This is a genomic window from Acidovorax sp., from assembly GCF_034519795.1.
Classification (GTDB): domain Bacteria; phylum Pseudomonadota; class Gammaproteobacteria; order Burkholderiales; family Burkholderiaceae_C; genus Acidovorax.
On sequence record NZ_JAXHOB010000011.1, the window covers coordinates 1 to 26,890 of the forward strand.

At 67.4% G+C, this 26,890-nt stretch carries 25 protein-coding genes; 6 read left to right on the forward strand and 19 right to left on the reverse strand.

Annotated elements, in window-relative coordinates; all coding sequences use genetic code 11:
* Positions 1 to 135: 135 nt before the first annotated feature.
* The gene (locus U5N23_RS13260; RefSeq protein ID WP_322593278.1) at positions 136 to 687 is read right to left on the reverse strand and encodes a dihydrofolate reductase family protein; all 552 of its coding nucleotides are present in this window, start codon (positions 685 to 687) and stop codon (positions 136 to 138) included.
* A 227-nt stretch (positions 688 to 914) separates the two neighbouring features.
* On the opposite strand from U5N23_RS13260, the gene U5N23_RS13265 reads away from it, so the two are divergent.
* Positions 915 to 5,036, forward strand: coding sequence for a calcium-binding protein (locus U5N23_RS13265; protein ID WP_322593279.1), 4,122 nt, complete (start codon positions 915 to 917; stop codon positions 5,034 to 5,036).
* Positions 5,037 to 5,136: 100 nt separating this feature from the next.
* Here the strand turns inward: U5N23_RS13265 and U5N23_RS13270 are convergent, their stop codons facing one another.
* Entirely contained in the window at positions 5,137 to 5,571 is a 435-nt protein-coding gene (locus tag U5N23_RS13270; protein WP_322593280.1) for a phasin family protein, read from the reverse strand.
* Positions 5,572 to 5,682: 111 nt separating this feature from the next.
* Positions 5,683 to 6,120: a universal stress protein gene (locus tag U5N23_RS13275; RefSeq protein WP_322593281.1), complete on the reverse strand. Its 438-nt coding sequence runs from the start codon at positions 6,118 to 6,120 to the stop codon at positions 5,683 to 5,685.
* A gap of 271 nt (positions 6,121 to 6,391) precedes the next feature.
* On the opposite strand from U5N23_RS13275, the gene U5N23_RS13280 reads away from it, so the two are divergent.
* On the forward strand, positions 6,392 to 7,663 hold the full coding sequence (locus U5N23_RS13280) for a DUF4010 domain-containing protein (protein WP_322593282.1): 1,272 nt from the start codon (positions 6,392 to 6,394) through the stop codon (positions 7,661 to 7,663).
* Between the two features lie 174 nt (positions 7,664 to 7,837).
* On the opposite strand, the gene U5N23_RS13285 is transcribed toward U5N23_RS13280, so the two are convergent.
* On the reverse strand, positions 7,838 to 8,041 hold the full coding sequence (locus U5N23_RS13285; protein WP_322593283.1) for a DUF2892 domain-containing protein: 204 nt from the start codon (positions 8,039 to 8,041) through the stop codon (positions 7,838 to 7,840).
* A 474-nt stretch (positions 8,042 to 8,515) separates the two neighbouring features.
* Between U5N23_RS13285 and U5N23_RS13290 the strand changes: the two genes are divergently transcribed.
* Positions 8,516 to 9,868 carry an MBL fold metallo-hydrolase gene (locus tag U5N23_RS13290; RefSeq protein WP_322593284.1) on the forward strand — a complete coding sequence of 451 codons (1,353 nt, stop codon included), beginning with the start codon at positions 8,516 to 8,518 and terminating at the stop codon, positions 9,866 to 9,868.
* A 120-nt stretch (positions 9,869 to 9,988) separates the two neighbouring features.
* Here the strand turns inward: U5N23_RS13290 and U5N23_RS13295 are convergent, their stop codons facing one another.
* Positions 9,989 to 10,369 carry a hypothetical protein gene (locus tag U5N23_RS13295; RefSeq protein WP_322593285.1) on the reverse strand — a complete coding sequence of 127 codons (381 nt, stop codon included), beginning with the start codon at positions 10,367 to 10,369 and terminating at the stop codon, positions 9,989 to 9,991.
* 71 nt (positions 10,370 to 10,440) lie between these two features.
* Positions 10,441 to 10,929, reverse strand: coding sequence for a hypothetical protein (locus tag U5N23_RS13300; RefSeq protein ID WP_322593286.1), 489 nt, complete (start codon positions 10,927 to 10,929; stop codon positions 10,441 to 10,443).
* Positions 10,930 to 11,305: 376 nt separating this feature from the next.
* Between U5N23_RS13300 and U5N23_RS13305 the strand changes: the two genes are divergently transcribed.
* Positions 11,306 to 13,249 carry a hypothetical protein gene (locus tag U5N23_RS13305; protein ID WP_322593287.1) on the forward strand — a complete coding sequence of 648 codons (1,944 nt, stop codon included), beginning with the start codon at positions 11,306 to 11,308 and terminating at the stop codon, positions 13,247 to 13,249.
* A 29-nt stretch (positions 13,250 to 13,278) separates the two neighbouring features.
* Here U5N23_RS13305 and U5N23_RS13310 read toward each other — a convergent pair whose 3' ends face one another.
* From U5N23_RS13310 to U5N23_RS13330, 5 genes are all read right to left on the reverse strand, one after another.
* Positions 13,279 to 14,223, reverse strand: a complete 945-nt coding sequence (locus U5N23_RS13310; protein WP_322593288.1) for a hypothetical protein — start codon at positions 14,221 to 14,223, stop codon at positions 13,279 to 13,281.
* Between the two features lie 69 nt (positions 14,224 to 14,292).
* On the reverse strand, positions 14,293 to 14,604 hold the full coding sequence (locus tag U5N23_RS13315; RefSeq protein ID WP_322593289.1) for a hypothetical protein: 312 nt from the start codon (positions 14,602 to 14,604) through the stop codon (positions 14,293 to 14,295).
* Positions 14,605 to 14,754: 150 nt separating this feature from the next.
* Complete coding sequence (locus U5N23_RS13320; RefSeq protein ID WP_322593330.1) at positions 14,755 to 15,474, reverse strand: glutathione binding-like protein; 720 nt, start codon at positions 15,472 to 15,474, stop codon at positions 14,755 to 14,757.
* Between the two features lie 115 nt (positions 15,475 to 15,589).
* Positions 15,590 to 16,234: a hypothetical protein gene (locus U5N23_RS13325; protein ID WP_322593290.1), complete on the reverse strand. Its 645-nt coding sequence runs from the start codon at positions 16,232 to 16,234 to the stop codon at positions 15,590 to 15,592.
* A gap of 240 nt (positions 16,235 to 16,474) precedes the next feature.
* Entirely contained in the window at positions 16,475 to 17,581 is a 1,107-nt protein-coding gene (locus tag U5N23_RS13330) for an alkene reductase (RefSeq protein WP_322593291.1), read from the reverse strand.
* Positions 17,582 to 17,704: 123 nt separating this feature from the next.
* Here U5N23_RS13330 and U5N23_RS13335 point away from each other — a divergent pair, with 123 nt between their 5' ends.
* Positions 17,705 to 18,670 carry a LysR family transcriptional regulator gene (locus tag U5N23_RS13335; protein WP_322593292.1) on the forward strand — a complete coding sequence of 322 codons (966 nt, stop codon included), beginning with the start codon at positions 17,705 to 17,707 and terminating at the stop codon, positions 18,668 to 18,670.
* 114 nt (positions 18,671 to 18,784) lie between these two features.
* Here the strand turns inward: U5N23_RS13335 and U5N23_RS13340 are convergent, their stop codons facing one another.
* From U5N23_RS13340 to U5N23_RS13350, 3 genes are read right to left on the reverse strand one after another with little or no spacing between them, the layout of a single operon-like run.
* Complete coding sequence (locus U5N23_RS13340; protein WP_322593293.1) at positions 18,785 to 19,195, reverse strand: GNAT family N-acetyltransferase; 411 nt, start codon at positions 19,193 to 19,195, stop codon at positions 18,785 to 18,787.
* Positions 19,165 to 19,407 (reverse strand): hypothetical protein, encoded by a 243-nt coding sequence (locus tag U5N23_RS13345; protein ID WP_322593294.1) that lies wholly within the window; start codon positions 19,405 to 19,407, stop codon positions 19,165 to 19,167. The genes U5N23_RS13340 and U5N23_RS13345 overlap by 31 nt, the downstream gene beginning before the upstream one ends.
* A complete protein-coding gene (locus tag U5N23_RS13350) occupies positions 19,404 to 20,045 on the reverse strand; it encodes a TonB family protein (protein ID WP_322593295.1) in 642 nt (213 codons plus the stop codon). Before U5N23_RS13350 ends, U5N23_RS13345 begins: the two co-directional genes overlap by 4 nt.
* Positions 20,046 to 20,266: 221 nt before the next feature.
* Here U5N23_RS13350 and U5N23_RS13355 point away from each other — a divergent pair, with 221 nt between their 5' ends.
* Positions 20,267 to 21,901 (forward strand): TonB family protein, encoded by a 1,635-nt coding sequence (locus U5N23_RS13355; protein ID WP_322593296.1) that lies wholly within the window; start codon positions 20,267 to 20,269, stop codon positions 21,899 to 21,901.
* Between the two features lie 86 nt (positions 21,902 to 21,987).
* On the opposite strand, the gene U5N23_RS13360 is transcribed toward U5N23_RS13355, so the two are convergent.
* From U5N23_RS13360 to U5N23_RS13380, 5 genes are all read right to left on the reverse strand, one after another.
* The gene (locus tag U5N23_RS13360; RefSeq protein ID WP_322593297.1) at positions 21,988 to 22,434 is read right to left on the reverse strand and encodes a GFA family protein; all 447 of its coding nucleotides are present in this window, start codon (positions 22,432 to 22,434) and stop codon (positions 21,988 to 21,990) included.
* 200 nt (positions 22,435 to 22,634) lie between these two features.
* Positions 22,635 to 23,027, reverse strand: coding sequence for an immunity 22 family protein (locus U5N23_RS13365; protein ID WP_322593298.1), 393 nt, complete (start codon positions 23,025 to 23,027; stop codon positions 22,635 to 22,637).
* Between the two features lie 26 nt (positions 23,028 to 23,053).
* Positions 23,054 to 24,937 (reverse strand): M14 family metallocarboxypeptidase, encoded by a 1,884-nt coding sequence (locus U5N23_RS13370; protein ID WP_322593299.1) that lies wholly within the window; start codon positions 24,935 to 24,937, stop codon positions 23,054 to 23,056.
* Positions 24,938 to 25,105: 168 nt separating this feature from the next.
* A complete protein-coding gene (locus tag U5N23_RS13375; protein WP_322593300.1) occupies positions 25,106 to 25,654 on the reverse strand; it encodes a DUF4124 domain-containing protein in 549 nt (182 codons plus the stop codon).
* 99 nt (positions 25,655 to 25,753) lie between these two features.
* Entirely contained in the window at positions 25,754 to 26,833 is a 1,080-nt protein-coding gene (locus tag U5N23_RS13380) for an endonuclease/exonuclease/phosphatase family protein (protein WP_322593301.1), read from the reverse strand.
* Positions 26,834 to 26,890 lie beyond the last annotated feature (57 nt).

Below are 26,890 nucleotides of genomic sequence, written 5' to 3' on the forward strand. Positions count from 1 at the left end.
CAAGGGCATAAGCGTCGGACTTTAACGCCCCGCAAAGTTCGCTGCCGGGAGCACGCCGGGCCCGCCGCACGGGACAAGTGGTCCTCCTGATGTCAGCCTTGGCGCGAGGGCGTGGATTTTCGTCCCCGCAGCCCGCTACCTCCTCGGCACATACCGCATCGCCACGGCTCCGGAGCCAAACTCCACCCGGTCCACCAGCGCCAGGTCGACATGCTTCGACAGCCCCGCGAACAGGGTCGGCCCATGGCCCGCCACCCGGGGGTGTACGACAAACTCGTACTCGTCGATCAGCCCTAGCTGCGCCAGCGCCATCGGCAACTGCACGCCCCCGGTGAACAGCCCCTTGCCCGGCTGCTGCTTGAGCTGCTGGACGGCGCTGCCCAGGTCGTCCCCGTGCAGCAACTGCGCGTTCCAGTCGGCCTGGGCCAGGGTGCTCGACACGACGTACTTCCTGGCTGCGTCAATGGTCCGGGCGAAGGGGTCCGTCCAGCCAGGCCGTGGTTCGGTTGATGCCGCAGGCCGGAAGGCGGCCTCCATCATTTGGTAGATCACCCGCCCGAAGAGCAGGGCATCGGCCCGTTCGAGGTTTTCGACCGCGTGGCGGTGCAGCTCCTCGTCCGCAGGCATGGCGCGGTGGTCGCAGCACCCGTCCAGGGTGACGTTGATGGAGTACCGGAGAGGGCGCATCGCAGGGGAGGGGGTAGGAATGGGATCCATTCGCAGTGTATTGCGCCATGCCAGAAATGAGTCTGCCTTTTTTGAAGCCAAGGCAGGGCCGAACCACGATGATCGGGTGTAAAGCCTGCCACTGTTACCTCTTCTGGGGGCATCCAGGGGACATGGCGCCACTATGATCAGAGCACTGTTCCGCATCTCCGCGGCCCATACAACCATAAGCCTGCAGGAGAAGCCCCATGGCGGTCAGTACGCAAGAGCAGAAGCTGCTCATCAAACTCGTCATCAGCATGCTGGGCATCTCCCCCGGCAGTGCCTACATGCCGCTGGTGGAAAAGGTCTACGAAGACCTGGGCCGCAGCCTGCCCGATCTGGCCTCGGCGCTGGCGGGGCTGCCGCAGTTCCAGGCGCGCTACCCGGCCGGCATGGCGGGTGATGCCTTCGCCACCCAGTTCCTGGCCGGCATGGGCCTGGCGGCCGATACAGGGCTGCACCGTCTGGCGGCGGATCTTTTCAATGCCGGCGTGTCGCCGCAGCAGATCATGCTGGCCGCCGTGCAGGCCCTCGACTCGCCCACTTTGCCGGCGCAGTACGCCGCCGCACGCGCGCTGCTGGACAACAAGGCCGAGGTGGCCTACTACCACACCCAGATCGCGGGCCGCACCGAAACCGACTTCGCGGCCCTGGCCAAGGTGCTGGAGAACGTGACGCAGGACCCGGCCTCGGTGGCCGCGGCCAAGCTGGTGCTCGACCAGCCGGCTTCGCCGGGCGCAGGCGGCGGCGGTGGACCACCACCGGTGTTCGCGGTGACCAAGGGCGTGGGCGATATCGCGTCCTTCACCAGTGCAGGCACGCAGGTCGACGTGACCGAGGCGGGCGGCACCTTCACCTTCACCAGCAGCGGCGGCAGCGCGGGCACCGCCACGCTGACGGGCCCGTTGGCCGGCATCATCGTGCCAGGGGGCACGACCGTGGCCATCGCCAGCGCGCTGGCCAATGGCAAGGCATTCTCCGGCGCGGGCACCGCCCTGGTGGTGGCCAATGCCGGTGGGGAAGACCTCACCACCTTCACCGGCACCGGGGTCACCGGCTTTGCCCTCACCAGTGGGCAGAACTACACGCTCACGGCCGCGCAGGCGGCCATCGGGCGCATCGGCACCGGCGGGGCGGCGGGCACGCTGACCGATGCGGGTACCACCAGCGTGCGCGACACGCTGGCCGCCCTGGGCGGGGGCGTCGCCGCCACCTTGAAGGCCAATGGCGCGGACAGCGTGATCGCCACCGCAGCGCCCGCCGACATCTCGGCCATTTCGGTCGCCGGCATCGACAGCATCGTGCTGGCCGCCGGCAACTACACCATGGCGGCGGCGCAGGCCGCGCTGGCCAACGGCACCACCGGCACACAGATCGTGACCGTGACCACCCAGGCCAGCGGCACGCTCGCCGCCAGCATCGAATCCTTCGTGCTGGGCAACTTTGCCAACAGCGTAGTGTTGGGCGCGCCAGCGCAGAACGTGAGCAGCGCCGCAGGCACCGGTACCACGCTGGCCATTGCCGGCGCCACGCCCACCGGCACCTGGGCGCTGGGCCACGCCAGCGACGACACGCTGGTCGCCACCGACGGCGCCGACCTTCGCCTCGTCAACGGCGGTGCCGCCACCACGGCCGACAAGCTCACGCTGACCGGCGGCATCACCATGACCCAGGCGCAGCACGAGGCGCTGGCCAGCATCGCGGCGCCCGGTTCGTCGGACAGCGTGACCATCACCAATACTGGCACCGTCACCGCCCGCGCCGATGTGGAAACCTACAGGGTGGCAAACTCCAGCGTTCCGAACACCATCCTCATCACGCATGGGGCCACCAACGTGACGGGCGGTTCGGGTGAGGCGACACTGGTCGTCGCCCCCGGCCTGGCAGTCACCGGCAACTACATCCTGAACGGCTTCTCCGGCGCGATCAACGCGGGCAACGGCGTGAACCTTTCGGGTGTGAACAGCGGTGGCGCCACCACGGCCAACGACCTCACCATCAACGGTGCGATCAGCATGTCGCAGGCGCAGCACGCGGCGTTTACCTCCGTCAGTGCCACCGGCGGTTCGGACGAGGTGTCCATCACCACGGGCGGGGCCGTCACCGCAAGGTCCGGCATCGAAACCTATGTCCTGTCGGGAGGCGGCGCCAACACGCTGACGGCGCTTGCCGTCGCGACAAAAATCACCGGCTTGGCGGCCCACGCCACGACGGTGGACGTCGGCAACCTCAACGTGCTGGGCAGCACCTGGCTGCTGGGCCACACAGGCGACACCATCGTCGCGTCGGGCACCAATGCCAATGTCTCCGGCGTGAATGCCGGCGCGGCCACCCAGGCAGAAGACCTCACGCTGACCGGCGGGATCACCATGACGCAGGCCCAGCACGAGGCGCTGACCAAGATTTCTGCGGCGGGCTCGACAGACTTCGTGGCAATCGTCACCGGTGGCGCGGTCACGGCCCAGGCAGAGGTGGAAACCTACACCGTGTCGAGTGGCAGCTCGAACTCCGTTACCGTGCTGTCAGGCACCAGCGTCAACGGCATCTTGAGCTACGCCACCACGGTGAACGTGGGTGGCTCCACGGTCACCGGTAACTACCAACTGGGCCACGCTGCCGACGTACTTGTTGCGACCGACGGTGCCAACATCGTGGGCGCCACGACCAGCTCGGTAGAGAAGCTGGAGCTAAGCGGCGCCATCACCATGCGGGCCAACCAGTACAACCAGTTCACCGGCGGCATTGCCGCCACGGGCAACGACGACAGGGTCATCCTCAACAGCGCGCTCGGCAGCGGCGAGACCCTGCACGCGGCGGTGGAGAGCTTCACCCTGGCCGCATTCAACAACTCGGTCACGCTGGGGGCGGCGCAGGCGATCAATGCGCAAGCCCTTACTGCCGGCCAGACACTGGCGCTGGCCGGCGGATTTGCGGCCAGCGTGGCCCTCGTGGGCGGCAACCTGACGGCCAGTGGCGCCACGGGCAACCTCACGGTGACGGGCGGGGCCGGGGCCAACACCATCACGGTGGGCGTCGGCAACGACACCGTCAACGCCGGTGCCGGTGCGGACCTCATCACCGGCGGGGCCGGTGCCGACACCCTCAACGGCGAGGCCGGCAACGACAGCTTCCACTACGAAGCGGCCGCCGACTTCTTCACTGGCGGCGCCGTGGTGGACCGCATCGACGGCGGTGCCGACACGGATTCGGTCAACATCGTCGGCGCCATCGTGCTCGACACAGCCAGCGACCTCACTCGCATGACCACGGTGGAGCAACTCCAGGCGAGGGCGCAGTCGGCGACCGCCAACGCGCACAGCATCGTCGTCAGCTCCCAGGGCTTGCTGGGCGACCTGACCACCATCGACCTGTCTGGTGACACCAACGGCACCTCTACGGGCGTTATCGACATGCGCGGCATCACCCGCGACCTCACGCTCAAGGGCGTGGGCATGGGCCCGAACAGCTTTCATGGCGGCTCGGGTGCGGACACCATCGTCGGCGGCAGCGGCAACGACAGCTTCTTCATCGACAACGTGGCGCATGCCGCCAATGACTCGGTGACCGGCGGCGGCGGCAACGACCGCGTGGTGTTTGCATCCACGGCAGGCGCGACGCTGGTGGTCAACGACAACTTCAGCGGCATCACCTCCTTCTGGACCTCCACGGGCGCTGCGGGTACCAGCACCGGCACGACCAGCGAGAACATCAACGCCAGCACCCGCACGCAGGGCGGGGTCACGCTGAACGGCAACACCGGCGCCAACACGCTCACGGGCACGTCGAGCGCCGACACCCTGGTGGGCAACGGCGGTGCCGACGTGTTGCGCGGCGGCAGCGGCAATGACACCATCACCACCGTCGGCAGCGCCGCCACCTATGTCTTCGAGGCAACGGCTTCCAACAACGGCAATGACACCCTGGACGGCGTGCTCAGCACCGGCAAGTTCGATTTCTCGGGGTTTCTCGGCGCAACGGGCGCTCTACTGAACGCTGCGGTGGACGCGACAGTCCTTGTTGCCGGCCTGGACCTTTCGACTGGGAAGAACATCGGTATACGCTACGGGAGTGCTTCCCTCGGCACGGGCGACATCCGTCTGGCGACCGATAACAGTGTGGCGGGCGAGGTGGCCATAGCCAACGACGGCAAGGCGGTGATCTTCTCGTTCGCAAGTAGCAGTACCGGCAACAACGCCAATGGGACCATCTACTACGTGGAAGACGTCCTTCCAGGTGTTGGCGAGCAATGGGCCGTGTATATGGTGGGCACGATGAGCGGCAGCAACGCCACCATTCTGCAGATGGTGAACGAGGACATGTACCTGTAGGAGTCTGCCGGCCGTCAGGTCTGCGGGCTCTTGTCTCCGTGACGGGCGTTTCTTGGCTGCGCCGCCGATCATCCGGTTGCGGACTGGGATAAATGCGCTCTCAGGAGCGCGTGGTTGCAATTCCCCGTCCGGTCGCGCGATCAATAGCGGATGCTGCTTCCAGCAAGAAATCGGGGTAAGCACACTGATTGCGAAACCCCAGTACCGAGGTTTGCATGTCGAGCGCAAGCAATCCCATCTGTTGCCAGTACCGGGCAGCACTTTCCATCCCGAACTGAAGCCACTCGGTTTGCAGTGCCACGAGATCGCGCGGGGTGCATGGGCCCTTGGACTTTTCGGCAATTGCTGCATGCCGTTGCGCCACTGCCTGAACGGTGTGTGCCTGTGCCTTCCACATGCCGTCAAGGCCGTGGCACAGTGACGTGGCGCAGTCGGCTATGGCTGCAGACTGATGCTGCTGCACAGCGTCCCAGAACCCGCGCAAGGGAGTTGCCGAGGACGGCGCTGACGGGAGGGGGAGGGAGTGGACGGTCATGGTCGTTCGTTCCTTGTTGTCGGCTTGGAGGCTTGGCACCTGCATGGCTGGCCTGCTTCACGTTGGTCAGCATTCACGTGCTGAGGGATGCAAACGTTCGGTGCGAGCGCTCTATTCGCCGCCGCGCACCACGAGCACGGGAACGGGGGCGGTGCGAATGACCTGTTCCGCGCCGCTCCCCAGCAACACCCGTCCCAGGCCCTTGCGCCCATGGGTTCCCACCACGATCAGGTCCGCCTTCCATTCGCGGGCCTGAATGGCGACCGTCTCACCGAGCCGGATGCCCGGGATCTCCGCCAGGAGGGAGTCCGAATCCACCCCCGAAGCACGGGCGGTCACCATCGCATCGGCCAGCAGGCCGTGCGCCTGGTTGCGTGCAACCGAAAGCAGATCGACGCTGTAGTCGTAGCCGGAAATCAGTGCCAGGTCGTCGAGGGCGTGCATGATGCGCACCATGGCGCCGCCTTCCCGCGCCAGCCCGAGCGCGGTGGTGAGTGCCTTGTTGGAGGTCTGGCTGCCATCAACGGGAACAAGAATGCGCTTGAACATGGGGTTCTCCTTGGGGGGACTTCATCATGGATGGCCCGAGTCGCTGCCCCTTTGACCTTGGTCATCCTTGGCCGATACCGCTGGCCATTTTTTTCGCCGTGCTGCCGGGCGTGGCCGGGGGGCGGCAGCGCTGCGGCGATGTGGTGTTTCTTGATCCGGGTCAAGCCCTTGCGCCGCGTGGGGCGCGATGATGGTGTCCTGCGCGCTGCCTCTGGGGACTTGAAGGGTGCTGCGCCTTTTCGCACTGCAAGGCCATGAAGAAAGGTATGCGATGGATTCGACTGCCAGCAGCCAGGCGACGGTGCTCCCGGTGCTGGGTCTGGCCGTGGCGCTGGGTGTCGGCCTTCTCATCGGCACCGAGCGCGAACGGCGCAAGGGGCAAGGCGACGACCGCGAAGTGGCCGGTGTGCGCAGCTTTGCGGTTGCGGCGGTCGGCGGGGCGTTGGCGCAAAGCCTGCCAGTGCCAGGACTGGTGCTGGTGGGTGCGCTGCTGGTCGCCATGCTTGCGGCGATTGCCTATTTCAAAAGCCGCTCGAAAGACCCGGGGCTGACCACCGAGATGGCCCTGTTCGTGACTTACATGATCGGGGTGCAATCGGCCATTTCGCCGCCGCTGGGCGCAGCCTGTGGTGCCGGCCTGGCTGCGCTGCTGGCCGCGCGCAGCCACCTCCACCGGTTCGCGACCGAGCTGCTCAGCGAGCAGGAACTGCATGACGGCTTGCTGTTGATCGCCCTGGCGCTGATCCTGTTGCCGCTGGTTCCATCACGCCCGTTGGACATGCTGGGTGGCATCAATCCGCGCCCGCTGGCCGCGATGGTGCTGCTGATCCTGGCGATGCAGGCGGGCGGCCAGGTCGCGCTGCGCAGGTTGGGGCCGCGCGGCGGGCCGCTGCTGGCGGGGCTGGTGTCGGGCTTTGTATCGAGCACGGCGTTCATTGCATCGCTGGGCAGCCGTGCGCGCCTGCAGCCTCAGCAATGCCCGCTGCTTGCGGGCAGCGGTGCGGTCTCGGCATCCGCCACCTGGCTGCAGGCGCTGATGCTGTCGGCGGCGCTGTCGCCCAGCGCTGCATGGGCGCTGCTGCCCACCGCACTGGCCGGTGCGGTGGGGGCGGCTGCGTGCGGCGTGGCGCTTGCCCGCCATGCCGCTGCACCCCCGCCCGATGCGCTGCCGCAGCGCCAGGGCACGGCCTTGCGCCCGCGCGAAGCGATTTTGGTCGCACTGGTACTCGCCGGTGTGACCTTGCTGGTAGGAAACGCCCAGCGCCATTTGGGCGACACGGCAGGCAGCATCGGCGTGGCGTTGGCAGCGCTGCTCGATGCCCACGCCTCCATCGCTGCGCTCGCCGCCATGCATGCCGCTGGCAGTGTGGCTACCGGTCACTGGATCGCAGGCGTGTTGGTGGCCATCGGCGCCAACACGCTGACCCGCTGCGTGGTGGCCGCCGTTGCGGGCGGCACAGGGTTCGCCGTGCGCATTGCAGGGGCGCTGTTGGCCAGCCTGGCCCTGGCAGCACTGGCCGCGTGGTGGAGCGTGCCGGGATGAAGATCCGCTGCCCGGCCAGGCGTGGTGCGGGGTCAGTCGAAGGTGATCCACGCCACGAACATCCGCACCACCAGCCATAGTGCGGCCGCCGCGCACACCACGCCCAGTGCGCCAATGATCCATAGACGGGGCGTCATCGTGTGGCCCCTCCACCAAGATGGAGCACGGCGCGGGTCATGGCTTTTGGCGCTTGAAGGTGCTGAAGTCGATCAGGGAGTAGATCGGGCAGGTTCCCATGACACCGGTGAGAAGCAGCACCAAACCGATATAGCCCCAGGGGCCAATGGTTCCCATGGCGGCCAGGCTGATCAGCAGCACGCCCGCAGCCAGCCTTAAGGCCCGGTCCAACACCCCGACATTGCTTTGAAGAAATGACATGGCAGCTCCTTGATGGTCATGGCCCATGGTGCGCGTCCTGGCCCTGGCCCCATTGAGGCAGGTCAATCAATAGTCCACTGAAACCGAGGAATCGGCTGTGCGCCGGGGAGGCAGGGGGATGCAGCGCAAGGCGCGGGCTGCGGCCAAGGCTGGCCGCCTTGGCCAAGCCCGCAACGCGGCGATGAGCCCGCTGCCACCCCGGCCCGAAGGGTGAGGGCCTGGCAGGGCCGCACTCGTCGTTGCCGTGCTCGCCGGGTGTGCAACCCGGCTGCGCCCGGCGCCTAGATTGCGGCCCTGCCAGACCCTCACGCACAGCCGATTCCTCGGTTTCAGTGGACTAGCCCAATCCAGGGCCCGTCTGCCATTGACCCAGGTCAATGGTGTCGAGGGCCGATGGGCCTAAGGTGTGTGCACGGCAGGGCTTGGGCGTGCGTCGTCCAAAGCCACGGACCACCACAAGGATCGGAGACAGGCATGCGCATCGACTTTCTGGGCGGAACAGGCACCGTCACCGGCTCGAAGTACCTGCTGACCCACCATGGGCGCCGGCTGTTGGTCGACTGCGGCCTTTTCCAGGGGCTCAAGCAACTGAGGCTGCACAACTGGGATCCGTTGCCGGTGGACGCTGCCAGCATCGACGCCGTTTTGCTCACCCATGCGCACCTGGACCACAGTGGCTATGTGCCGAGGTTGGTGAAATCAGGATTTCGCGGAAAGGTGTATTGCACCGCAGCCACGCGCGAGTTGTGCCAATTGCTGCTGCCCGACTCGGGGTGGCTGCAGGAAGAGGACGCAGAGTACGCCAACCGCCATGGCCATTCCAGGCACAAGCCTTCGCTGCCGCTCTACACCCAGGAGGACGCCCGCGTGGCACTCGAGGCGTTCGAGGTGATCCCCTTCGGCCAAGAATGCTCGCCCTGGAGCGGCTGGTCATGGCGGCTGCAGCGTGCGGGTCACATCCTCGGGGCTGCCAGTGCGCGCATCGCCTGGGACGGGGGGAGTCTGCTGTTTTCGGGAGACGTGGGGCGAAGCGACGACCTGCTCATGCGGCCGCCGCAAACCGTCGAAAAGGCAGACTACCTGGTGGTCGAGTCCACCTACGGCAACCGCCAGCATCCCGAAGAGGACGGGCTCGTCGAGCTCGCTTCGGTCATCAACCGCACGGCAGCCCGGGGCGGCATCGTGGTCGCACCCGCATTTGCCGTGGGTCGGGCGCAGACCTTGATCCATGCCATCCAGTTGCTCAAGGCCGCGCGGCGCATTCCGGACCTTCCCGTCTACCTCAACAGCCCGATGGCGGCGGACGTGACCGGCCTGTACAAGAACCACGCGGACGAGCATCGCCTGGGGGCGATCGAGTGCGAGGCGATGAGCGTGCAGACCACCATCGTCAACACGGTGGAGGAGTCACGCCGGCTCAACAGCCTGAGCTATCCCTCGGTCATCGTCTCCGCCAGCGGCATGGCCACCGGCGGAAGGGTGCTGCACCACCTGAAGGCCTATGCGCCAGACCGAAAGAACGCGATCCTGTTTGCGGGTTTTCAGGCCGCGGGTACCCGGGGCCAGGCGCTGGTGGACGGCGCAGACGCCATCAAGATCCACGGCGCGTACGTGAAGGTGCGGGCGGAGGTCACCAATCTGGCGCAATTTTCTGCGCACGCGGACCGCCGCCAGCTGCTCGACTGGCTCGGTGTGCAGCATTCACCGCGCCGCGTCTTCGTGACCCACGGAGAGCCGGTGGCTGCGGATGCGATGCGCCTGGCCATCGAGGAAACCTACGGCTGGGACTGCACCGTGCCCGAGTACCGGCAGTCCTTTGAGCTTTGATGGGCCACCAACGGCGGCCGGGCAATCTTGCCGCCTGAGCACCGGGACACGCCGCTGCTTGGTCAGAACCCGCTCAAATGGCCGCGAGCGGCAGGAGCCTGCCGCTACGGGTGCCCTGGCTCACCCCGGCACAAACAGCAACTGCCCCTCCTTCGACGGCCGGTAGGTGAAGCGCCCGGTCTGCACCACCTTGCCGCCCATGCGCGCCTGCCAGGTGTAGTTGCCCACACGCGTGCCTGCGTTGCCGAAATCGCTGGGGTAGTGCACGGTGCCCGCACGCTCGCCATCGCTTTCGGGCTCAGCCGTGGCCGTGCTCGTCTTGCCATCGGGCATGGTGACGGTGAACTCCACGGGCACCTGCCGGGCCGCCATCTTGTCGCTCACGCTCAGCCCGATGGCTGGGCGAGCGGAGTAGAGCACCGTCGTCTGCGCCAGGGCCGGGCCCCCCGCGGCGAGGAGCAGCGCGGCGACGACTGCGGTGGAACAAAGGGACCGCTTCATGAAAGCCTCCTTTCCTGTCTGCATGGTTGCTTGCTTGCTTGATCGTTCGTATGTTCGTTCGTTCGCTGCCGTCAATCGCCACACGCCACCGTGCGCAGCTTGGGCACCGAGGCCGGCTCCCACGGGGCGCGGCCAATGGTGTTGCCACCGCCCCAGCCGTATTCGTAGCGCTCGCCACCGGCGAGGGTGCCGAAGGCGCTGATGCGGCCCTTGCCCACGTCGAAACCCCAGGCCTGCTGCAGCCGGTCGATGTTCAACGCAGTGCCCGGGGCCAGCGTGCGCACCAGCTGCGTGCCGTGAAAGCCATCGTTCACCGAATCGCGCGGGTGGGCCGACAGCACCAGCGTCTTGGCGTCGCGCACCGTGTACAGCCCCGCCTCCTGCACCAGCACCACCTGCGCCGGTGCGCGCAGCGGCAGGCAGCCGCTGGCGCTCAGGTCATCCTTGCCCTGGCAGGCGGCCAGCAGTGCCACACAGGGCAGCAGCGCTGCGATCTGCAAGGTCGTGGGGAGGGTAGCCGCTCGTGGGCGGCGTGCGGCAACGTTGGCATCCTTGTCCATGGATGCACTGTGTCCCAACCAGCGACGGCACCGGGTAGGACAACTGCGTCTTGGTGGCCGGGGTCGCCAGCGCATCCAGGGCTGGTAGCAGCTCGCCGCCTGCTTGGCGCTGTCCCGAATGTTCTCTGCCGCCGGCCCGAACAGCAGCTTCTTCTGCTCATCCGCCATGGGTTTGCGCAGGTCTGCGGCGGCGTGCCGATGCGAGTGCCAGCCTCGGCTTTCATACTGCCCTCACACACTTCATCCACCCCTCACAGACGGCCCGGACACTTTCTTCCTTCTGCAGGCGCCGCGGTCCCGTTGCGGCGGCCTGGACTTGCCACCTGAAAAACCAAACCCTGTGAACCTTGCAAACACACCTTCACCCCCTTGCGCTGTGGCCAGCAGCCCTGCCGCCCCTGCGCTGCGCCTGACACGCGGCATCGCGCTGGCCTGGATTCTTGCCAATGCAGCCACGCCGGTCCTGAATGCAGTGGGCTGGACCGTGCTGAACAAGGAGGTTCGGCCATCCGATCCGCTCGCCTCGTGGCTACCGTTCGCGTTGGCTCTGCTGGGGGCCCTGGCATTGGCCGCGCCCATGCTGCTGCACACCTCGGTGCTGCGGCGTGCGCTGCCAGCGTTGCCATGGTGGCGCATCGCCGTGGCCATGTCCCTTGCCTGGATGGCGGGAAAAATCGCCGTGGCGGGCCTGTCGAGCGTGGTGCTCGTCCTCTTGCGCAACGTACTGCCCCTCCTGGGGCAGCACCCGGGCGACTTCAATGGCCGTTTCTGGTTGCCCACGGCCGGCCTGGTTCCCGTTCTGGTGGCGGCTGGGATGGTACTGCCGGCCTGGGTCTTTGCCCGCATGGCGCAGGTTCGCCCCGCGCTGCCGCTGCGGGCGGTGGCGGGGGCAACCCTGGTCACCGCAGTCCTGTGGGTGCTCTGGGTGCAGGCCGGGGTGAGCATCGACCTGCTGTTCCGCAGCGCCATGAATGGCTGGCCGTGGCCCAAGCGCGCCTCTGCGCTGGTCGTCCAGGCGCTGGAGCACGCCATCTGGGCGGCGGTGGCGCTGTGGGTCTTCGCGCGGGGGCTTCCCGCCCCGCAGGGCCCAGTGCTGCAGTCAACAACACCGCAGGGCGGCCGCAGGCTGGGCGCAGCCGTGTTGGCGGGCGCGTTGCTGGTCCCCATGGTGGTGGCCGCGCTGGCGCCGGGCGCGACCGGGCGGCTGCAGTTGGCCGTGCAGCGTGCGCTTTCGCCGCCGCCCGCCCAGGACGAATCTGAAGGCGAGCCACTGCTCCAGTACGCCTACAGCGCCCCGGTGCAGGTGCGCGAAACGCCGCGCAGGGCGTCGGTGTCGCCCGATGGCCGATGGATCATCGCCGTGGCACGCAACCGCCAGGTCATTGTCATCGATGCGGCCACGGGCGCGCTCGCGCACCGGCTGCAGGGTGAGCTGGGCGTGCATGAATCACCCGACTGGGCCTGGAGCCCCGATGCACGGTGGCTGGCGTTGCGCACGCAAGGGGACCGGGTGCAGAGCCAGTTTTCCCGCCACCAGGTCGCCCTGCGGCTGTATGCTGTGCCGGGCTTTGCGCTGGCCGGCGAGTACCGCCACGCGGGGGCGCCGTGCCTTGCCGACTCCCTGTCCATCCAGAACGCAGTGCTGTTCGCGCCGGATGGCCAGGGCCTGTGGTTCGCCTGCGGGTCTGAGCACCCGCCCACGGCCACCAGCCTGCTCGCGGTGGGGTTGGGTGTGCCGTCCTTGCAGGTGCAGGCGCAGCGCCGCTACGGCGATGCGGCGCCATGGCATGTGGGGGGACTCCAGGAGGTGGGCGGCTCGGTCTGGTCCTGGCATACCGACCAGAAGCCTCCCTATGCGCGCTTTCGCGACCTGGGCAGGGACAGCACGCCGACAGTGCTGCAGCCCCCCTCGGACGACCCGGGCCTTGCGCCGGACGGAACATTGCAGGGGTTCGCATTCGACCAGGCGCAGGGTGTGGCCCGCTTCAATGCCTGGACCGAGGGGCGCCAGCGGCTGCGCACATTCGACATGCGCACAGGCACGATGCTGTCGTTGGCGGACGGCCCGCTGCCTTCGGCGCATGCGGCCTACAGCCTCACCTCCGGCGCCAACGGCCTGCGGGTGGAGCGCCGCGCACATCCGGCATCGCGCGCTGGCGAACTGGTCGTCGTCGACGCGGCAAGCGGCCAGGTGCGCCAGCGCGTCCGCACCGTGGCGCAGTACCCCCTGGCCTTCAGCGCCGATGGCCGGCTGCTGGTGACCCACGCGGATGGCGAGCTGCGGGTGTATCGGGTACAGCAGGTACAGAAATCACCCTAGACACCCTGCCGCCTGCATGCTTGTCGGGCTCAGCCGTTCACCAGCAGATGCTTCCAGGCAAAGCCCTCAGGGTTCCAATGGCCCACATAGCAGCCGGGGAAATTGTGCGCCACCTGCAGCGAGGCCTTGGGCCGCAACTGGTGCAACTGCCGGTACTGCGCCTCGGTCAGCTGCGCATTGCGCAGCACCATGGCCCACAGCTGGCCGCCCACGGCCGACTGGAACAGCGCTTCGTAGTCGTCGAAAGGGGTTGCGGGCCAGTCGCCCTCGGGCTGCATGAACGGGCCCAGCACATCGCTGAAGTCGAGTTGGCGCAGGGCAGGGTAGTGCGCGGCATGGCGCGCAAGATGGCCGATGAAGCCATTGGGGTTGTGGCCGGCGCCGATCTTCAGGCGGCGCAGCGCGGGCAGCGGCACGCCAAAGAAGGCCGGGTCGGGCGTCTGGGGCAGCTCCAGCGATTCGAGCGCGGGCATCAGCGCGACCAGTCGCCCCACATCGCCCGCATCGTCCAGGATCTCGCCTTCGCGCACGATGCACACCGCGTTGTGCGCCGTGTTGTCGGCCTGCGGTATGGCCAGGTGGCGCAGGTGGGGGAAGGGCACGCCGCGTTCGATCAGCGGCGTGAACACCCATTCGCGCGTGCCGTTGGCGCCCTCATCCGGCCCGGTGAAGGTCAGCGCGTGCAGCGCCTGGGCAACGGCGGGCTCGGCCAGCGCATCCAGCAGCTCGGCAAAGATGGGCTGCTCCGTATCCCCGGTGCTGGCGGCCAGGCCGTGGTAGTGCACATGCCAGCGCTCGCCGATGGGCGCGAACATCAGCTGGTGGCTGGCCTCCAGGGTGGCGGGGGCAACTTGCACAGCCTCGTCGCTGCCACCATCGCTGTCGTCCGCGTCCGCCTGGCGCTGTTCTGCATCGAGGTCGGCCAGGCGCTGTTGCAGGGCGAGCAGGCGGCGAAGAACGGGGGATGTGGCCATGGTGTTCTGGGTGAAAAGATGCGAAGGCTTGGCAGTCTAAGGGACTGCTGTGCCAGGCCTCAACCCAGTTCAGTCCGCCGCGCCTTGCGGGCTGGCCGCGTCCCGCGTTTGTGCCTTCCTCAATGATCGATTGCCCCAAAAGAACAGGGCCCACGCCACCGGCAGGATGAAGATGAACACCACGCCGCTGCCACAACCGGGCCCGCACTGGGACCATTGGTAGATCAGCAGTGCGGGCAGGCCGGGCGATACCAGCGTGCTGGCGGCGTGGATACACACGCCCTTGGCCAAGTCCTGCCAATCGAACCGAGCGCCCCGCAGGTGCTCTATCCACAGCAGCAACAGCCTTGCGGGCGAGGGACAGAACACCAGAAACAGCATCAAGCCGGAAAAAACGGCTTCCGCGAAGGAGGATGTTGCTGTTTGCATGGTGGTTGACTCTAAGCGATCCAGAGGCTTCCTGCGAAGCCCCCAATCCGCATCACACGGCGCTGCTACGCGAGTGCGCTACCGACCTGCCACCGGGCCCACTTATTGCGCCGCCTGTTTGGCGCTGTCGCGAATGCTCTCCGCCGTCTGCCCGAACAGCACCTTCTTCTGCTCATCCGTCATCGGCTTGCGCAGGTCCCTAAGCAGCTCCAGCCCGCGCTGCACGGCGGGGCGCTCCATCAAGGTGTCGTGCCAGCGCTTGAGGTGGGGAAAATTCTCCAGCGGGATCTCGTAGGCCACATGCAAGCGAATCCAGGGCAGGCTGGCCATGTCGGCAATCGAATACGCGTCGCCGGCCACATAGGCGCCCGTGCGCGCGAGCTGGCCGTCGAGCACGCCGTACAGGCGGTTCACTTCCTTGCCATAGCGGTCGATGGCATAGGGCACCTTCTCGGGCGCATACACCTTGAAGTGACCGTTCTGGCCCGACATGGGGCCCAGGCCCCCCATCTGCCACATCAGCCACTGCATCTGCGCGTAGCGCTGGCGCAGCTCGGTGGACCAGAATTTTCCGGTCTTCTCGGCCAGGTACATCAGGATGGCGCCGCTCTCGAACACCGACACCGGCGCGCCGCCGCCCGGCGGCGCGTGGTCCACGATGGCCGGCATGCGGTTGTTGGGGCTGATGGCCAGGAAGTCGGGCTTGAACTGCTCGCCCTGGCCGATGTTCACGGGCAGGGTGCGGTAGGGCAGGCCGCATTCCTCCAGCATGATGGAGATTTTCCAGCCATTGGGCGTGGGCCAGTAGTGCAGGTCGATCATGGGGCGCTTCATCGGTAGTGGTTGAAGGAAGCGGCAGCGTAGCAGCCTTGGGGGAAGGCTGCAGGGGAGGGCGGCAAGACCGTGCAGTGCTTGCCATTCTTGGTACGTCGGCAGCCTATTTTTTGAATTCGCTGAGCACCTTGTAGGTGATCTCGGTGTTGGTCGCGTCGATGACTTCCAGCCGGGCGCCCTTGTAGCCCAGAATGTTGGACTCCGACAGATCGTATGTCACGTCGTTGCTGAAGCCCAGGCGCGCCTGATTGCCGCTGAACTCTCGATACCCGAGCGTGATGCGGTTACCGATCTTTCCGCTGTAGATGAGCGTCTGCTGGAAATAATTGGCGCTGAGCTGGATGGCCCTGTCGATGGAATGGTCCAGGTCGCTGCAGACGGTGCGCGACAGGCAGACAGTGCGCGAGCCATTGGGCTTGGTAAACACGAACAGGTTTCCGCGGTGGGGGCGCTGCGTCACCGGGTTGTGGAACGCCACGCCGCTGAAGCGGACGTACTCCCTGCTCTGGCTGGTCGCCGTGTACTTGCCCTGGTGGACTATGTAGTCACCCAGCTTCTGGTCGGTGGGGATGACGATGGCCGGCCGGCTCATCCCGGTGGCCTGGGTGAGCAATGGTTCACCGATTTCCTCGGTGGCTGTCACGCCGTTTTCCGGAAACGTGTAGGACCCGAAGGTCGTCGTTGGGGCGGATCTGCAGGAGGCCAGTGCCAGGCAGGCGATTACGAGGGCGGTGGTCGTCGTTTTCATGGGCGGGTTGGAGTGGGGGAGGGCTCCCTCGCGTCGTCATTGCCTGCAAGGCGCGGGCCGGCGGGTGTACCGGCCGTTGAATTTACCGTGCGACTGCAGCAGCCTGGGGCAAGGAAGCTGAGCTCAAAGGGTAGCAGAATCCATGGCGTGGCAACCATGGATGCGGGCAGAGGAGGCACCAACCCCGCCCCGCAGCTCGCGCCAGAAATACGCCGGCGCGAAGCGACTCAGGGTGCTTGCTTATGCCGCCTGCGCGGCCGTGAACTTGGTATAGCCTTCGGCGCCACCGCCAAAATAGCCCGCTGCCGGCGCATTGAACAGCGGCAGCCGGTGCTGCAGCCGCACCACCAGGTCCGGGTTGCCGATGAAGTCGCGGCCAAAGGCCACCATGTCGGCGTGGCCCGAGGCGGTGGCGTCGACCGCTCGCTGGCGGTCATAGCCGTTGTTGGCGATATAGGCACCACCGAAAGCGGTACGCAGCGCCTGGTTGTCGAAGCGGCTGGTGCCGTCTTCGGCATGCATCTGGCCCTCCACCACGTGCAGGTAGGCCAGGCCCATGGCGCCCAGGCGCCGGGCCAAGTAAGCATGCGTTTCCATGGGCGTGCTGTCCAGCGGCGTATCGCCAATGGCGGTGGACAGCGGCGACAGGCGCAGGCCCACGCGGTCCGCACCCCAGACGCCGGCCACGGCCTCGGTCACCTCCAGCGCCAGGCGCGCGCGGTTCTCCATGGAGCCGCCATAGCGGTCCTCGCGCCGGTTGGTGCTGTCGCGCAGGAACTGCTCGAGCAGGTAGCCGTTGGCCGCATGCACCTCCACCCCGTCGAAGCCCGCAGCCTGGGCGCGCAGCGCGGCCTGGCGGTAATCCTCGACGATGGCGGCGATCTCGTGCAGTGTCAACGCGCGCGGCATGCTGGGCGCCTCGAAGCCGGCTTCGGTGAACACGTTGCCGCCTGCCTGCAGTGCCGAGGGCGCAACGGGTGCGGCCCCGTGCTCCTGCAGGCTGGTGTGCGACATGCGGCCCACATGCCACAGCTGCAGCACGATGCGGCCACCGGCCGCATGCACGGCGTTGGTCACCTGCTTCCAGCCGGCCACCTGGGCATCGGTGTAGATGCCGGGCGTCCACGCATAGCCACGCGCCTGGCGCGAGATGTTGGTGGCCTCGGCGATCAGCAGGCCGGCCGAGGCGCGCTGGGCGTAGTAGCGGGCCGCCAGGGGCGAGGGCACGCCGTCCGCACTGGCGCGCGAACGCGTCAGCGGGGCCATGGCAATGCGGTTCTTCACCTCGATGGCACCCAGGCGGGTAGGGGTGAACAGGGTTTCGGTGGTGGCGGAAATCGTGGTCATGGCGGGTCCTTGGATAGACAAAAGTGGATGAAGAAGGGCTTGCACAGGACGAAGGATGCGCGCCACTGACAAATTCATCCAATTTATTTGCTGGATTCCAGATATACGGTTAAAAGCATATCTATGCGCTACGACCTCAACCTCCTGCCCGTCTTTCTGACCCTGATGGAAGAGCGCAGCGTGACCCGTGCTGCCGAGCGCCTGGGCACCACGCAGCCCGCGCTGTCCAACGCGCTCACGCGGCTGCGCACGCTGCTGCAGGACCCGCTGTTCGTGCGCGAGCGCTACGGCATGCAGCCCACCGCGCGGGCCCAGGCCCTGGCGCCGCAGATCGCGCAGGCCCTGGGCGTGCTCGATGGCATCGTGCTGGGCCAGCAGGCCTTCGACCCCGCCAGCGCCGACCAACTGGTGACCATCGCCGCCAACAGCTACATGGAGTTCGCGCTCATGCCGGCCATCGTCGCGCGGCTGCGCGCGCACGCTCCCGGCATCCGCCTGCGCCTGGTGCCGTTCGGCACCGACCTGGCCGAGACCGGGGTGGTCTCCGGCACCACGGCCCTGGTACTGGGCCGCATCGTGGACGCGCCGGACAACCTCGTCGTGCAGCACCTGGGCGATGACGGCCTGGCCTGCGTGGTGCGGGCCGGCCATCCGCAGGTCGTCGGCAACAAGCTGACGAAGAAGCTCTACGAACAGCTGCGCCACGTCAACGTGCTGCCGCCGGGCCGGCTGCGCGCCGGCCTGTTCCAGGCGCTGGAGCGCCAGGGCCTGCAGCGCGATGTGGCCGTCTCGGTCACGCATTTCCTGGCCCTACCGGAGATGGTGGCCATGACCGACTACTGCACCACGCTGCCGCGGCTGATCTGCCGCCGCCTGGCGCACGATGCGCGGCTCCAGGTGCTGCCGGCGCCCGTGGACCTGGGCACCTTTCCGCTGCACATGGGCTGGCATGTGCGCTACCGCGACGACCCGGCGCACTGCTGGCTGCGTGCGCTGGTGGCACTGGTGGCGCAGGAACTGGTGGGGGAGGGCCGGGCCGGGGAAGAGGGCACCGCCGTACCGGCAGCGCGTCGGCGTGCCCGGCGCTGACCAGACTCCTCATACGGATTTGCATTCGATCGTAGAACTAGGCGGGAGCCGCAGACAGTGCTGTAGCACTGCAAGGCGGACCAACTATCGTTTACGGTTGAAGGCAAATCCGTATCAGGCCGCGAACGGCTTGCTCATGTAGACGGTGAACCCGCCCATGAAGGGCTCCTCGCGGTCCACGGCGAATCCATGGTGCAGGTACAGCTGGACATTCGACGCAAACTGCTTGTTGGTATAGAGCCGAAGCCCATCGAGGTGCAGACCCTGTGCAATCCGCTGCGCCTGCTCCAGCAGGATGCGCGCGCACCCACGGCCCTGGAAGGCGGGCGAGACCGCTAGTCCACTGAAACCGAGAAATCGACTGTGCGCCGGGGTAGCAGCGGGATGCAGCGCAAGGCGCGGGCTTTGCCAAGGCTGGCCGCCTTGGCAAAGCCCGCAACGCCGCGATGCGCCCGCTGCCGCCCCGGCCCTCACGCACAGCCGATTTCTCGGTTTCAGTGGACTGGGTTCTCGATCAGCAGCCATTGCGGCTCGGGGACCATCTCGATCAGGCCTGCGAGCACGCCGTCTACGTGCAGCAAATCGACCCAATGCTCCCTGACGGCTGCCGCGTAGTCCACTTTCATCGGCAAGGGCTCCCGCCAGATCACCGGCACCCACTTGGCATAGGCGGCGCGGGTCAGCAAGCCCACACGCGGTGCATCGTCGGTGGTCGCGCGCCGGATCTGAAAGTTCATGGCGCCGCAACCACGAACAGAACCTGCGCCACACCTGCCTCCTGAGCTGCGGCGATCATCCGGGCCACATGCCCGTAGGGAGCGTCTTCATCGGCGTAGATCTTCAAAGAGTTGCGGCCCTCCTGTACCTGTGCCTTCAATTGCCCAGGCATGTCGGCCAGGCCCATCGGCCGGCTGCCCAGGTACACCATGCCTTCGCGCGTGATGCTCACGCGCATCACGGAGGATGGCTCCACCGGCGCTGGCAACAGTGAAATGGCCTCGGTTGCGATGAGCGGCTTGGGCGGGCCTTCGAGCCTGAAGCCCACGGGAAGCCTGGAGCGGATCGCCACTGCAGCGCCACTGCGGCGGGCCGGATGGAACCTAGCCTGCGCGACTGCGCGCAGGGCCTCAGCGTCCAGCAGATTGTGGCCAGAGCTGCTGTACACCTGTGCCCGGGTGACATCGCCTGACGCGCTGGTTTCCACCGCGACGATGGTCACCCCCTCGATCTCGTGTCTGCGGGCTTCTGCAGGGTATTGGAGCTTGAGCGGTTCGGCCAGCCGGGGTGGCTGGATGGACTGGGCGAACGCGCCAGAGCCGAGGCCCCAGGCTGAGATGGCCAGGATGGTGAACAGCCGTGATGGATGCCAGCGCATTGTTTCTCCCTCGTATTGGGTGCGAGCCCGTTGCAATCTGCCTGGCATTGCCGCGGCGCCCTCCTGCTTCGGACTGTATCGCGTGTTGTGCAGAGGCCGTGCATTGCGCCGCCGCCGGGGGCGTTCCCCCGTCATCTGGGCGTGGTACATACTGCGTGGTGGCAGCGCATGAGGCCGCTAAAAAAGCAAGACGGATCAGACTTCGAGGGAGGGTGCAACACATGCACGATTTGGCATATGCCGTGCGTCCGCGCGGGCGCAGGGGGTGGGTGGTTCATTGCGCGATGGCGTTGGCGGGCGTGTTGGCCATGGGGAAGCTCTGTGCCGCATCCGGGGTTCCGGTTCGGGCGTGTTCGCACCAGGATATCGAGGCCCAGGCCACTGTGGATGTTCTGAGAGTTCACCTGGATACCTGCGGCGACCCTGGCCCGCGCTCGTTCGGGATTGCACGGCTCAATGCCAGCGAGCCACCGCAACCCGGTGAGAAGTTTCGGATGCAAACGGACCGCCAGGGGGAGGCGGTGCAGACCCTCTACTCTGCGCGGGTGCTCTTCGCGCCCGACCAGGCCTACCTGACAGATGCCGAGTTCGATAGCCTGGATCAATTCATCCGGGATGCCTCGCAGGCATCGCAGGTGCTTTCCGTGTCGCTGGTTGGCAGGGGCGATCTCATGGAAACCATGCAAAGCTATCCTCGCAACATCGGCCTGCTGCGGGCCAGGCATGTCCTGAAGTACCTGCGCGCTGCAGGTTTGCCGCAGACGGTGCCTGTCACCCTTGTGCAGGGTTTTGCCGAGGCGTCCAAAACGGCTGAGGACCGGGCCAAGGGCCGGCACGTGATCGTGCACCTGAAGGCCCTGAGGGTGCCGCCCTCTGTCGATGCTCCGGCTGTTGCCACCGTCGCCCCAGGCAGGCGCAGGGGGCTGGTGGTGGCGCCGTCCATCGCCCGTGTAGGCAAGGACGTCATGTCTGGGTTGGTCACTGCAACTTCCGCCCGCGAGCGGCTCCACAGCGAGGTCAACTCTACCAATGCGGCAGTGCTGCAGGAGCTGGAGCGCCTGAAGTCGCAGTTGAGCGCGCGGCTTGATGAAGGCATGCATTCAACCCGTGACGCGGCATCGGTGACGCTGCTGACTGAGGTAGACGCCGACGGCAAGGTCCAGCAGGTGTGGGTGGGTCAGTCCCGTGGTGCGTTGACGGCGGCACAGCGGATGATGGAGTTGGCACTGGCCACGCCTGAGCTGGGGCCCGTGTCTGATGCAGCACTGGCGGCCGGTGCGCAACGGTTGCTGGTTCGGGTGGAATGGGAGGGCAACCTGCCCCCGCCTGGGACGCTGGTGTACGAGTCCTTCCGGCCGCCGGTCTATCCCCTGCGCGCAAAGCTGAAGGGCCTGCAGGGCGAGGTGCAGGTCAGGGCGCAGGTGCAGCCAGACGGGTACCCCACAGAGGTGAAGGTGGCGCGAAGCTCCGGCCATGCTGAACTTGACCAGGCCGCCGTTGAGTCGGTCCAGCAAAGCGTGTTCTTTCCCACCCGCATGCCGGGTCCGGTGTCGGACACCATTCCTGTCCGGTTTGCGCTGGAACCCTCGGCCGACAGCTATGCCAGCCGCGTGCAGCGTCTGGTTCGGCCCTACATCGTGGTGCCTGAGAAGATACCGGGCAACCCCATGGCCGAGGTGGAGGTCAGGCTGTCACAGGATGGTGCGATACAGGCGCTGAGACTGGTATCCCCCAGCGGCAACGCCCTGTGGGATACTGCGGTGCTTCGTGCGCTGCGGATGGTACAGCGGGTTCCTGCGGATATGGACGGCAATGTTCCTCCCCGGCTGTCGATAGGCTTCAGGCCCAAGAACTGACAGCGCAGGCGCTGGCGTCAGAGGGAGGGTTTGCTTGAACGCCCTGCGAACAAATTTCGCCGGATGTCATCTTCCACCCCCCGGGCTTACGCGCTACCTGCCGCCCCAGGTCCGTGCGGCCATTCGCCCCCATGCCACGCAGGCACCGAATCCGCATGGATGCTGCGCAACGCCTTCGCCGGCACGAACGGCGTATCCAGCGTCCCCAGCGAGAACGACATCCACGCCGCTGCATCGCCGTGCTCGCTGTGCCAGGTCAGCGGCGAGCCGCATTCCGGGCAGAAGCTGCGCGTGACGCCCGGCGATGACGCGCGGTGCTTCACCAGGTCGGCGCCGCGCGTGAAGGAAAAGCTGCCCACCGGCACATTCCCATAGGATCCGAAGGCCGCGCCATGCGCCTTGCGGCACATGCCGCAGTGGCAATGCGAGGCGCCCTTGATCTCGGCGCGGGCCTCGTAGTGGATGGCGCCGCACAGGCAGCTGCCGCGGTAGCTTGGTTGCGGGTGGGAGGGGGTGGTGTTGTCGGGGCCCATGGGCGCCATTCTGCCCCGACACCACGGATTGCACCGGCTCAGAGGCTGAGAGTTTTTTGGCCGTGCCCGAAAGGTGCGCCACAACGCCTCGGATCTAGGCGCACAGCGCAGCCATAGCTCGGGCTATGGCGAGCATTTGCAACGACGAGCCGGGGTGTTTTGGCGTGCAAGGCGGGCTTGGACGAAAGATTTTCAGCCTCTCAGATGCGGTGTGTGATGGTCCCCAGGTACTTCAGCCACATCCCTTCACCCTGCACCGATCGCGGCTGTTCGATCTGGTCCTGGCGGATGAAGACGAAGAAGTTGGCACCGGCAATGCCTTGTGCCGCGACCCGGTGGGCCAGTTCGTCGGCCCATTGGTCGCTGTACGAACAGCCATCGACCAGTTGCCCGGTGGTGCTCGCCTCACCGTCCCAACCGTACTCCAGAAAGTCATGGTCGTACCAGTTGGCGCCCTGGTCGCGTGCAAAGGCGGAAATGGGGGCGTGGTCGCCCTGGTCTTCGCCGCCAGGGGCCTCGGCGAAATAGCTGTCCACCTGTTCCTGCGAAGCCCGGCCTACCCAGAAGTGGCTGGTCAAGGTGCTGCTTGGCATGCGCGTTCACCGGTGTAGCGTGTGGCTCACTCCGTCTCTTCAAACACCAGCGACGGCGTGGACATGATGCGCACCGTCTGCGACAGGTCTTCCACCAGGCGGTTCGCAAAGTAGCTGTTTTGCGTATCGGGCTCCAGCGCGGCCACGGCCAGGTGGGCCAGGGGCTGGTTCAGGGGCACGTAGTAGCTGCCGGCAGGCACGTCGATGGCGGCGCGCACGGGGGTGACCTGCACGCGGATGATGTCGGCGCTGTCGCTGATGGTGCCCAGCACATCGCGGCGCTCGGACGATTCGCGTGCGGTCTCGCGGTAGGTGTCGGCCAGCAGCGAGCCGCCTTCGCCGATGCGCAGCACCTGCAGGCCCAGCAGCTTCAGGCGCTCGACCACCGGGGCGGCCTGTTGCGACACCCAGTAGCCGCAGGGGCGGGCGCGCGATTTGAGGGTGCGCAGGTTCAGCGACGAATTCCAGTCCACGCGCACGGGGCGGTCCATGCCGGTCTCGGGGTCGATGAAGACCACTTCGCGCTGCGTGGGGGTGGGCCCGGCCTCGACCACCACGTTGTCGCGGCAGGCCTTGGCCGAGATGTCGCGCACCACGAAGGCGCGCACCTGCTCCAGGTTGGCGGCGCGCTCGGCGGTGGAGCGCAGTGCGCTGGCGATGGCCGTGACCTGGGTGTGTACGCGCCGCTGAATGTGCAGCGCGCCGATGCCCACGCCGCGCGTCTCGACCAGCAGGCTCACGGTGTTCTTGAGGCCGTGCACGTTGCGGCCCGTGTCGGGCTGCACGCCGCCCATCGACAGGGTGCGGTCGTCCGCGCCCGTGGCATTGGTGTAGTACCACTCGCTGGACAGGCCCTGGGCCCTGAGCGCGGCCACCATGGGCTGGTGGTACCACTCCTGCGAGGCCTTGGTCAGGAACTCGGGGTAGTTGGCCGTGGTGGTGTACTGCAGCAGTGCGTCGTAGCGCTGCACGGCGTTGAACTTTTCCTTGTAGCGGCCGGCCACGGTGTACTCGTGCGCGTCCACCACCAGGATGGGGCGGTAGTCGCGCACCAGGCGCGCGATGGCCTGGGCCTCGGGCGTCTTGAGCAGCAGGTGGTCGCGGTTCATGTCGATGCCGTTGGCCGTGGCACGCGTGTCGGCCTGCGCGCCATCGGGGTTGGCGCGCGGCACCACGATCACGTTGATGCGTTCGAGCAGCGGCTCCAGCAGGCCCTGGCCCAGCTCGCGGGCGATGACCAGCAGGGCCTCGGCACCGGCCGGCTCATTGCCGTGCTGCTGGCCGATGAGCACCACCGTCGGGCGCTTGCCGGCGTCCACGCTGGCCGGGTCGTCGCCGGCTGCGCGGGTGAGCAGCAGGCCCAGCAGGGGCTCGCCGCGCTGCGAGGTGCCCAGGCGCAGCACGCTGGCGCGCGAGGGGCCGCCTGCCGTGCCCGAGGCCACGGACTGCAGCCACTGCTCCACCTCGGCATTGGTGGTGAAGGCGCGGCGGTCGGGCGCCAGGCCCGGCGTGCTGTAGCGCACCGTGGGGTCCGGGAAGCGGGCCATCACCGCCGGGCCATAGGGCGGGGTGGCCAGGGGCTCGTTGCGGCCCACGATGGGCGCCGTGGGCGGCAACGGAGCGGCGATGACGCCCGTGGCGGCGCTCTGTTGGGGGGCGGGCGCCTGCTGGGCAGAACCCAGGGGCGCGGGCACCACCTTGCCTGGCTGCGCCCGGGGCACCGGGGCCGGGGCATTGGGGCGCTGCGCGGCAGCACCCGGCGCATTCCAGGGCGGTAGCGGCGTGCTGCTGCAGGCCGCCAGCAGCACGGCCACCAGGGCGGCGGCGGCCGTACGGACCGGCCAGCGGCTGGCGCGGGCGTCGGGTTGCTGGGGCGGTGTGGAGGTAGGGGCTCTTCTGGGCATGGTCATATTGGTCTCGTAGCCCGCACGCAATCCGGGGCTTGGTCCGGCATCTTACTGGGCGCCTCGTTACCACTTGTGTCAGCCGGCACGCCGTGTTGCAAAGCCTGGGCTGGCGCGGTGCCCTGGGTGCCGAGGGGTTTCTCGGGTGCAGATCAGGAGAAGGTCAGGTGAAGATCAGGTGCACAGGGTCTGGGCGCCCACGCGCGCGCAGCGCTTTCCGGTGGCCGAATCGACGTAGTCAGGCCCGCTCTTCATGTGCACCCCGCCCTTGTTGTCGTGGCAGACGCCGGCATCGCAGTAGATCAGGACCACGGGCGCAGCTGCCGTCGCGCCAGGCGCCTTGCCGGCCACAGGCGGTGGGTTCGCGCCCGCCGGCTCGGTGCCGCAGGCGGCGGCCACCCGCGTCTCCTGGGCCTGCACGCGGATGCGCTTTTCTTCGGGCGACAGGGTGCGCAGGCCGACGAGGTGGGCCAGCTCGCCCTTGGCTGCGCGGCAGGGGGCGGAGTTGGCTGTACCAGCCCCCTGGGCCCGGTTGCGCGCCTGCTCCCAGGCCACTTCGCGCACGCTCGGGTCGGGCAGGATCACCCCGCCCGTCTGGCTGCGGGTGCAGGGCTGGTCGCTGTAGACCATTTTTCCGTCCGCTTGTTTGCAGCGGTGCACCTGCGCGCCTGCGGACAGGGCCGCAAGGCCCAGGCAGGCCATGGCGATGCTTTTCCAACGCATCTGTCTGTTCCTCTTTTTTCTCGGAGGAATGTAGCACCGGCATCTACCGCCGTGCGCAGGCAAATGGGTGATCTTTGCCCTCTGCGCGAGGGTGCCCTTCTAGCCCGGTGGCTGGGCCGCAGCAACCGGGCCGGGGGCAGGCTGCGCACGCTGCGGCTCCATCTGCAGCCGCAGCAGCGCACGCACGAATCCATGGTCCGAGCGTGTGCGGTCGCGGCCTTCGTGCAGGTGGTCGTTGAAATACTCCACCCGGCGCACGTCGCCCAGGCTGTTGCGCCCGCGCGCCAAAAACTCCTCGCTCACCAGGATCTGGTCCAGCACCGAGGGCGAGCCCTGGTGGATGTGGGAGAAGGCCACGTCCTTCTTGAGCGCCATCTCGCCCTGCAGATCGTAGGCGTTGAACAGCGCCACGTCGCGGGCCGAGCGGTCGTAGGCGATCTCGTTGGTGGCGCAGATCAGCTGCGTGGTCACGCTGTCGGGCGTGTCGTTGAAGTCGCCCATCACCACCAGCGGCACACTGGTGCGCTGCAGCAGGTCGATCACCAGGCAGCGCAGGGCCATGGCCTCGGCGCCGCGCATCACCAGCGAGCGCAGCGAGGCCAGGGCGCCCACCTTGCGGTCGTCCTTGTCCTCCAGCGCATGGCCCTGCGCGTCCTGCAAGAACTTGGGGCGCTTGGATTTCAAGTGCGCCGTGAGCACGTTCACCCGCTGCCCATGCTTCATGCGCAGCGTGGCCACCAGGGGCGGGCGCTCGAAGCGCGTGTGCGGCCCCAGCCCCGGCACGTCGACCTGGAAGGCCGGCGGGAAGTGGGCGAACGACTGTAGCGCCTCCACCTTGAGCCGCGTGGCCAGGCCCACGCGCGGCGTGCCCTCGGCACCATGGCGCGTGGCATCGTTCTCGGCGCCGGGCACCGCCACAAAATCGTAGCGCAGCCCGCTGTGCGCGATGGCCGCCTTCAGCGCCGCCTCGTCCCACACCTCCTGCACGGCCAGCACGTCGGCGTTGAGCGTGCGAAACCGGTCGCCCAGCCAGGCCACCTTGCGCCCGTATTCGGCCTCGGTGTAGGCATCCTGGTTGGGGTAGAACAGGCGCCCGGGGCTGGCCAGGTTGAGCACATTGCAGGTGGCCACCATCAGCGTGTCCAGGGGCGGGGCGGTGTCGGCAGGGGTGGGGCGCATGGGGTGGTGGGGCAGCAGGTGGGGAGTGGGGAGGAGGGCACTTGCCCGGGCGGTGTC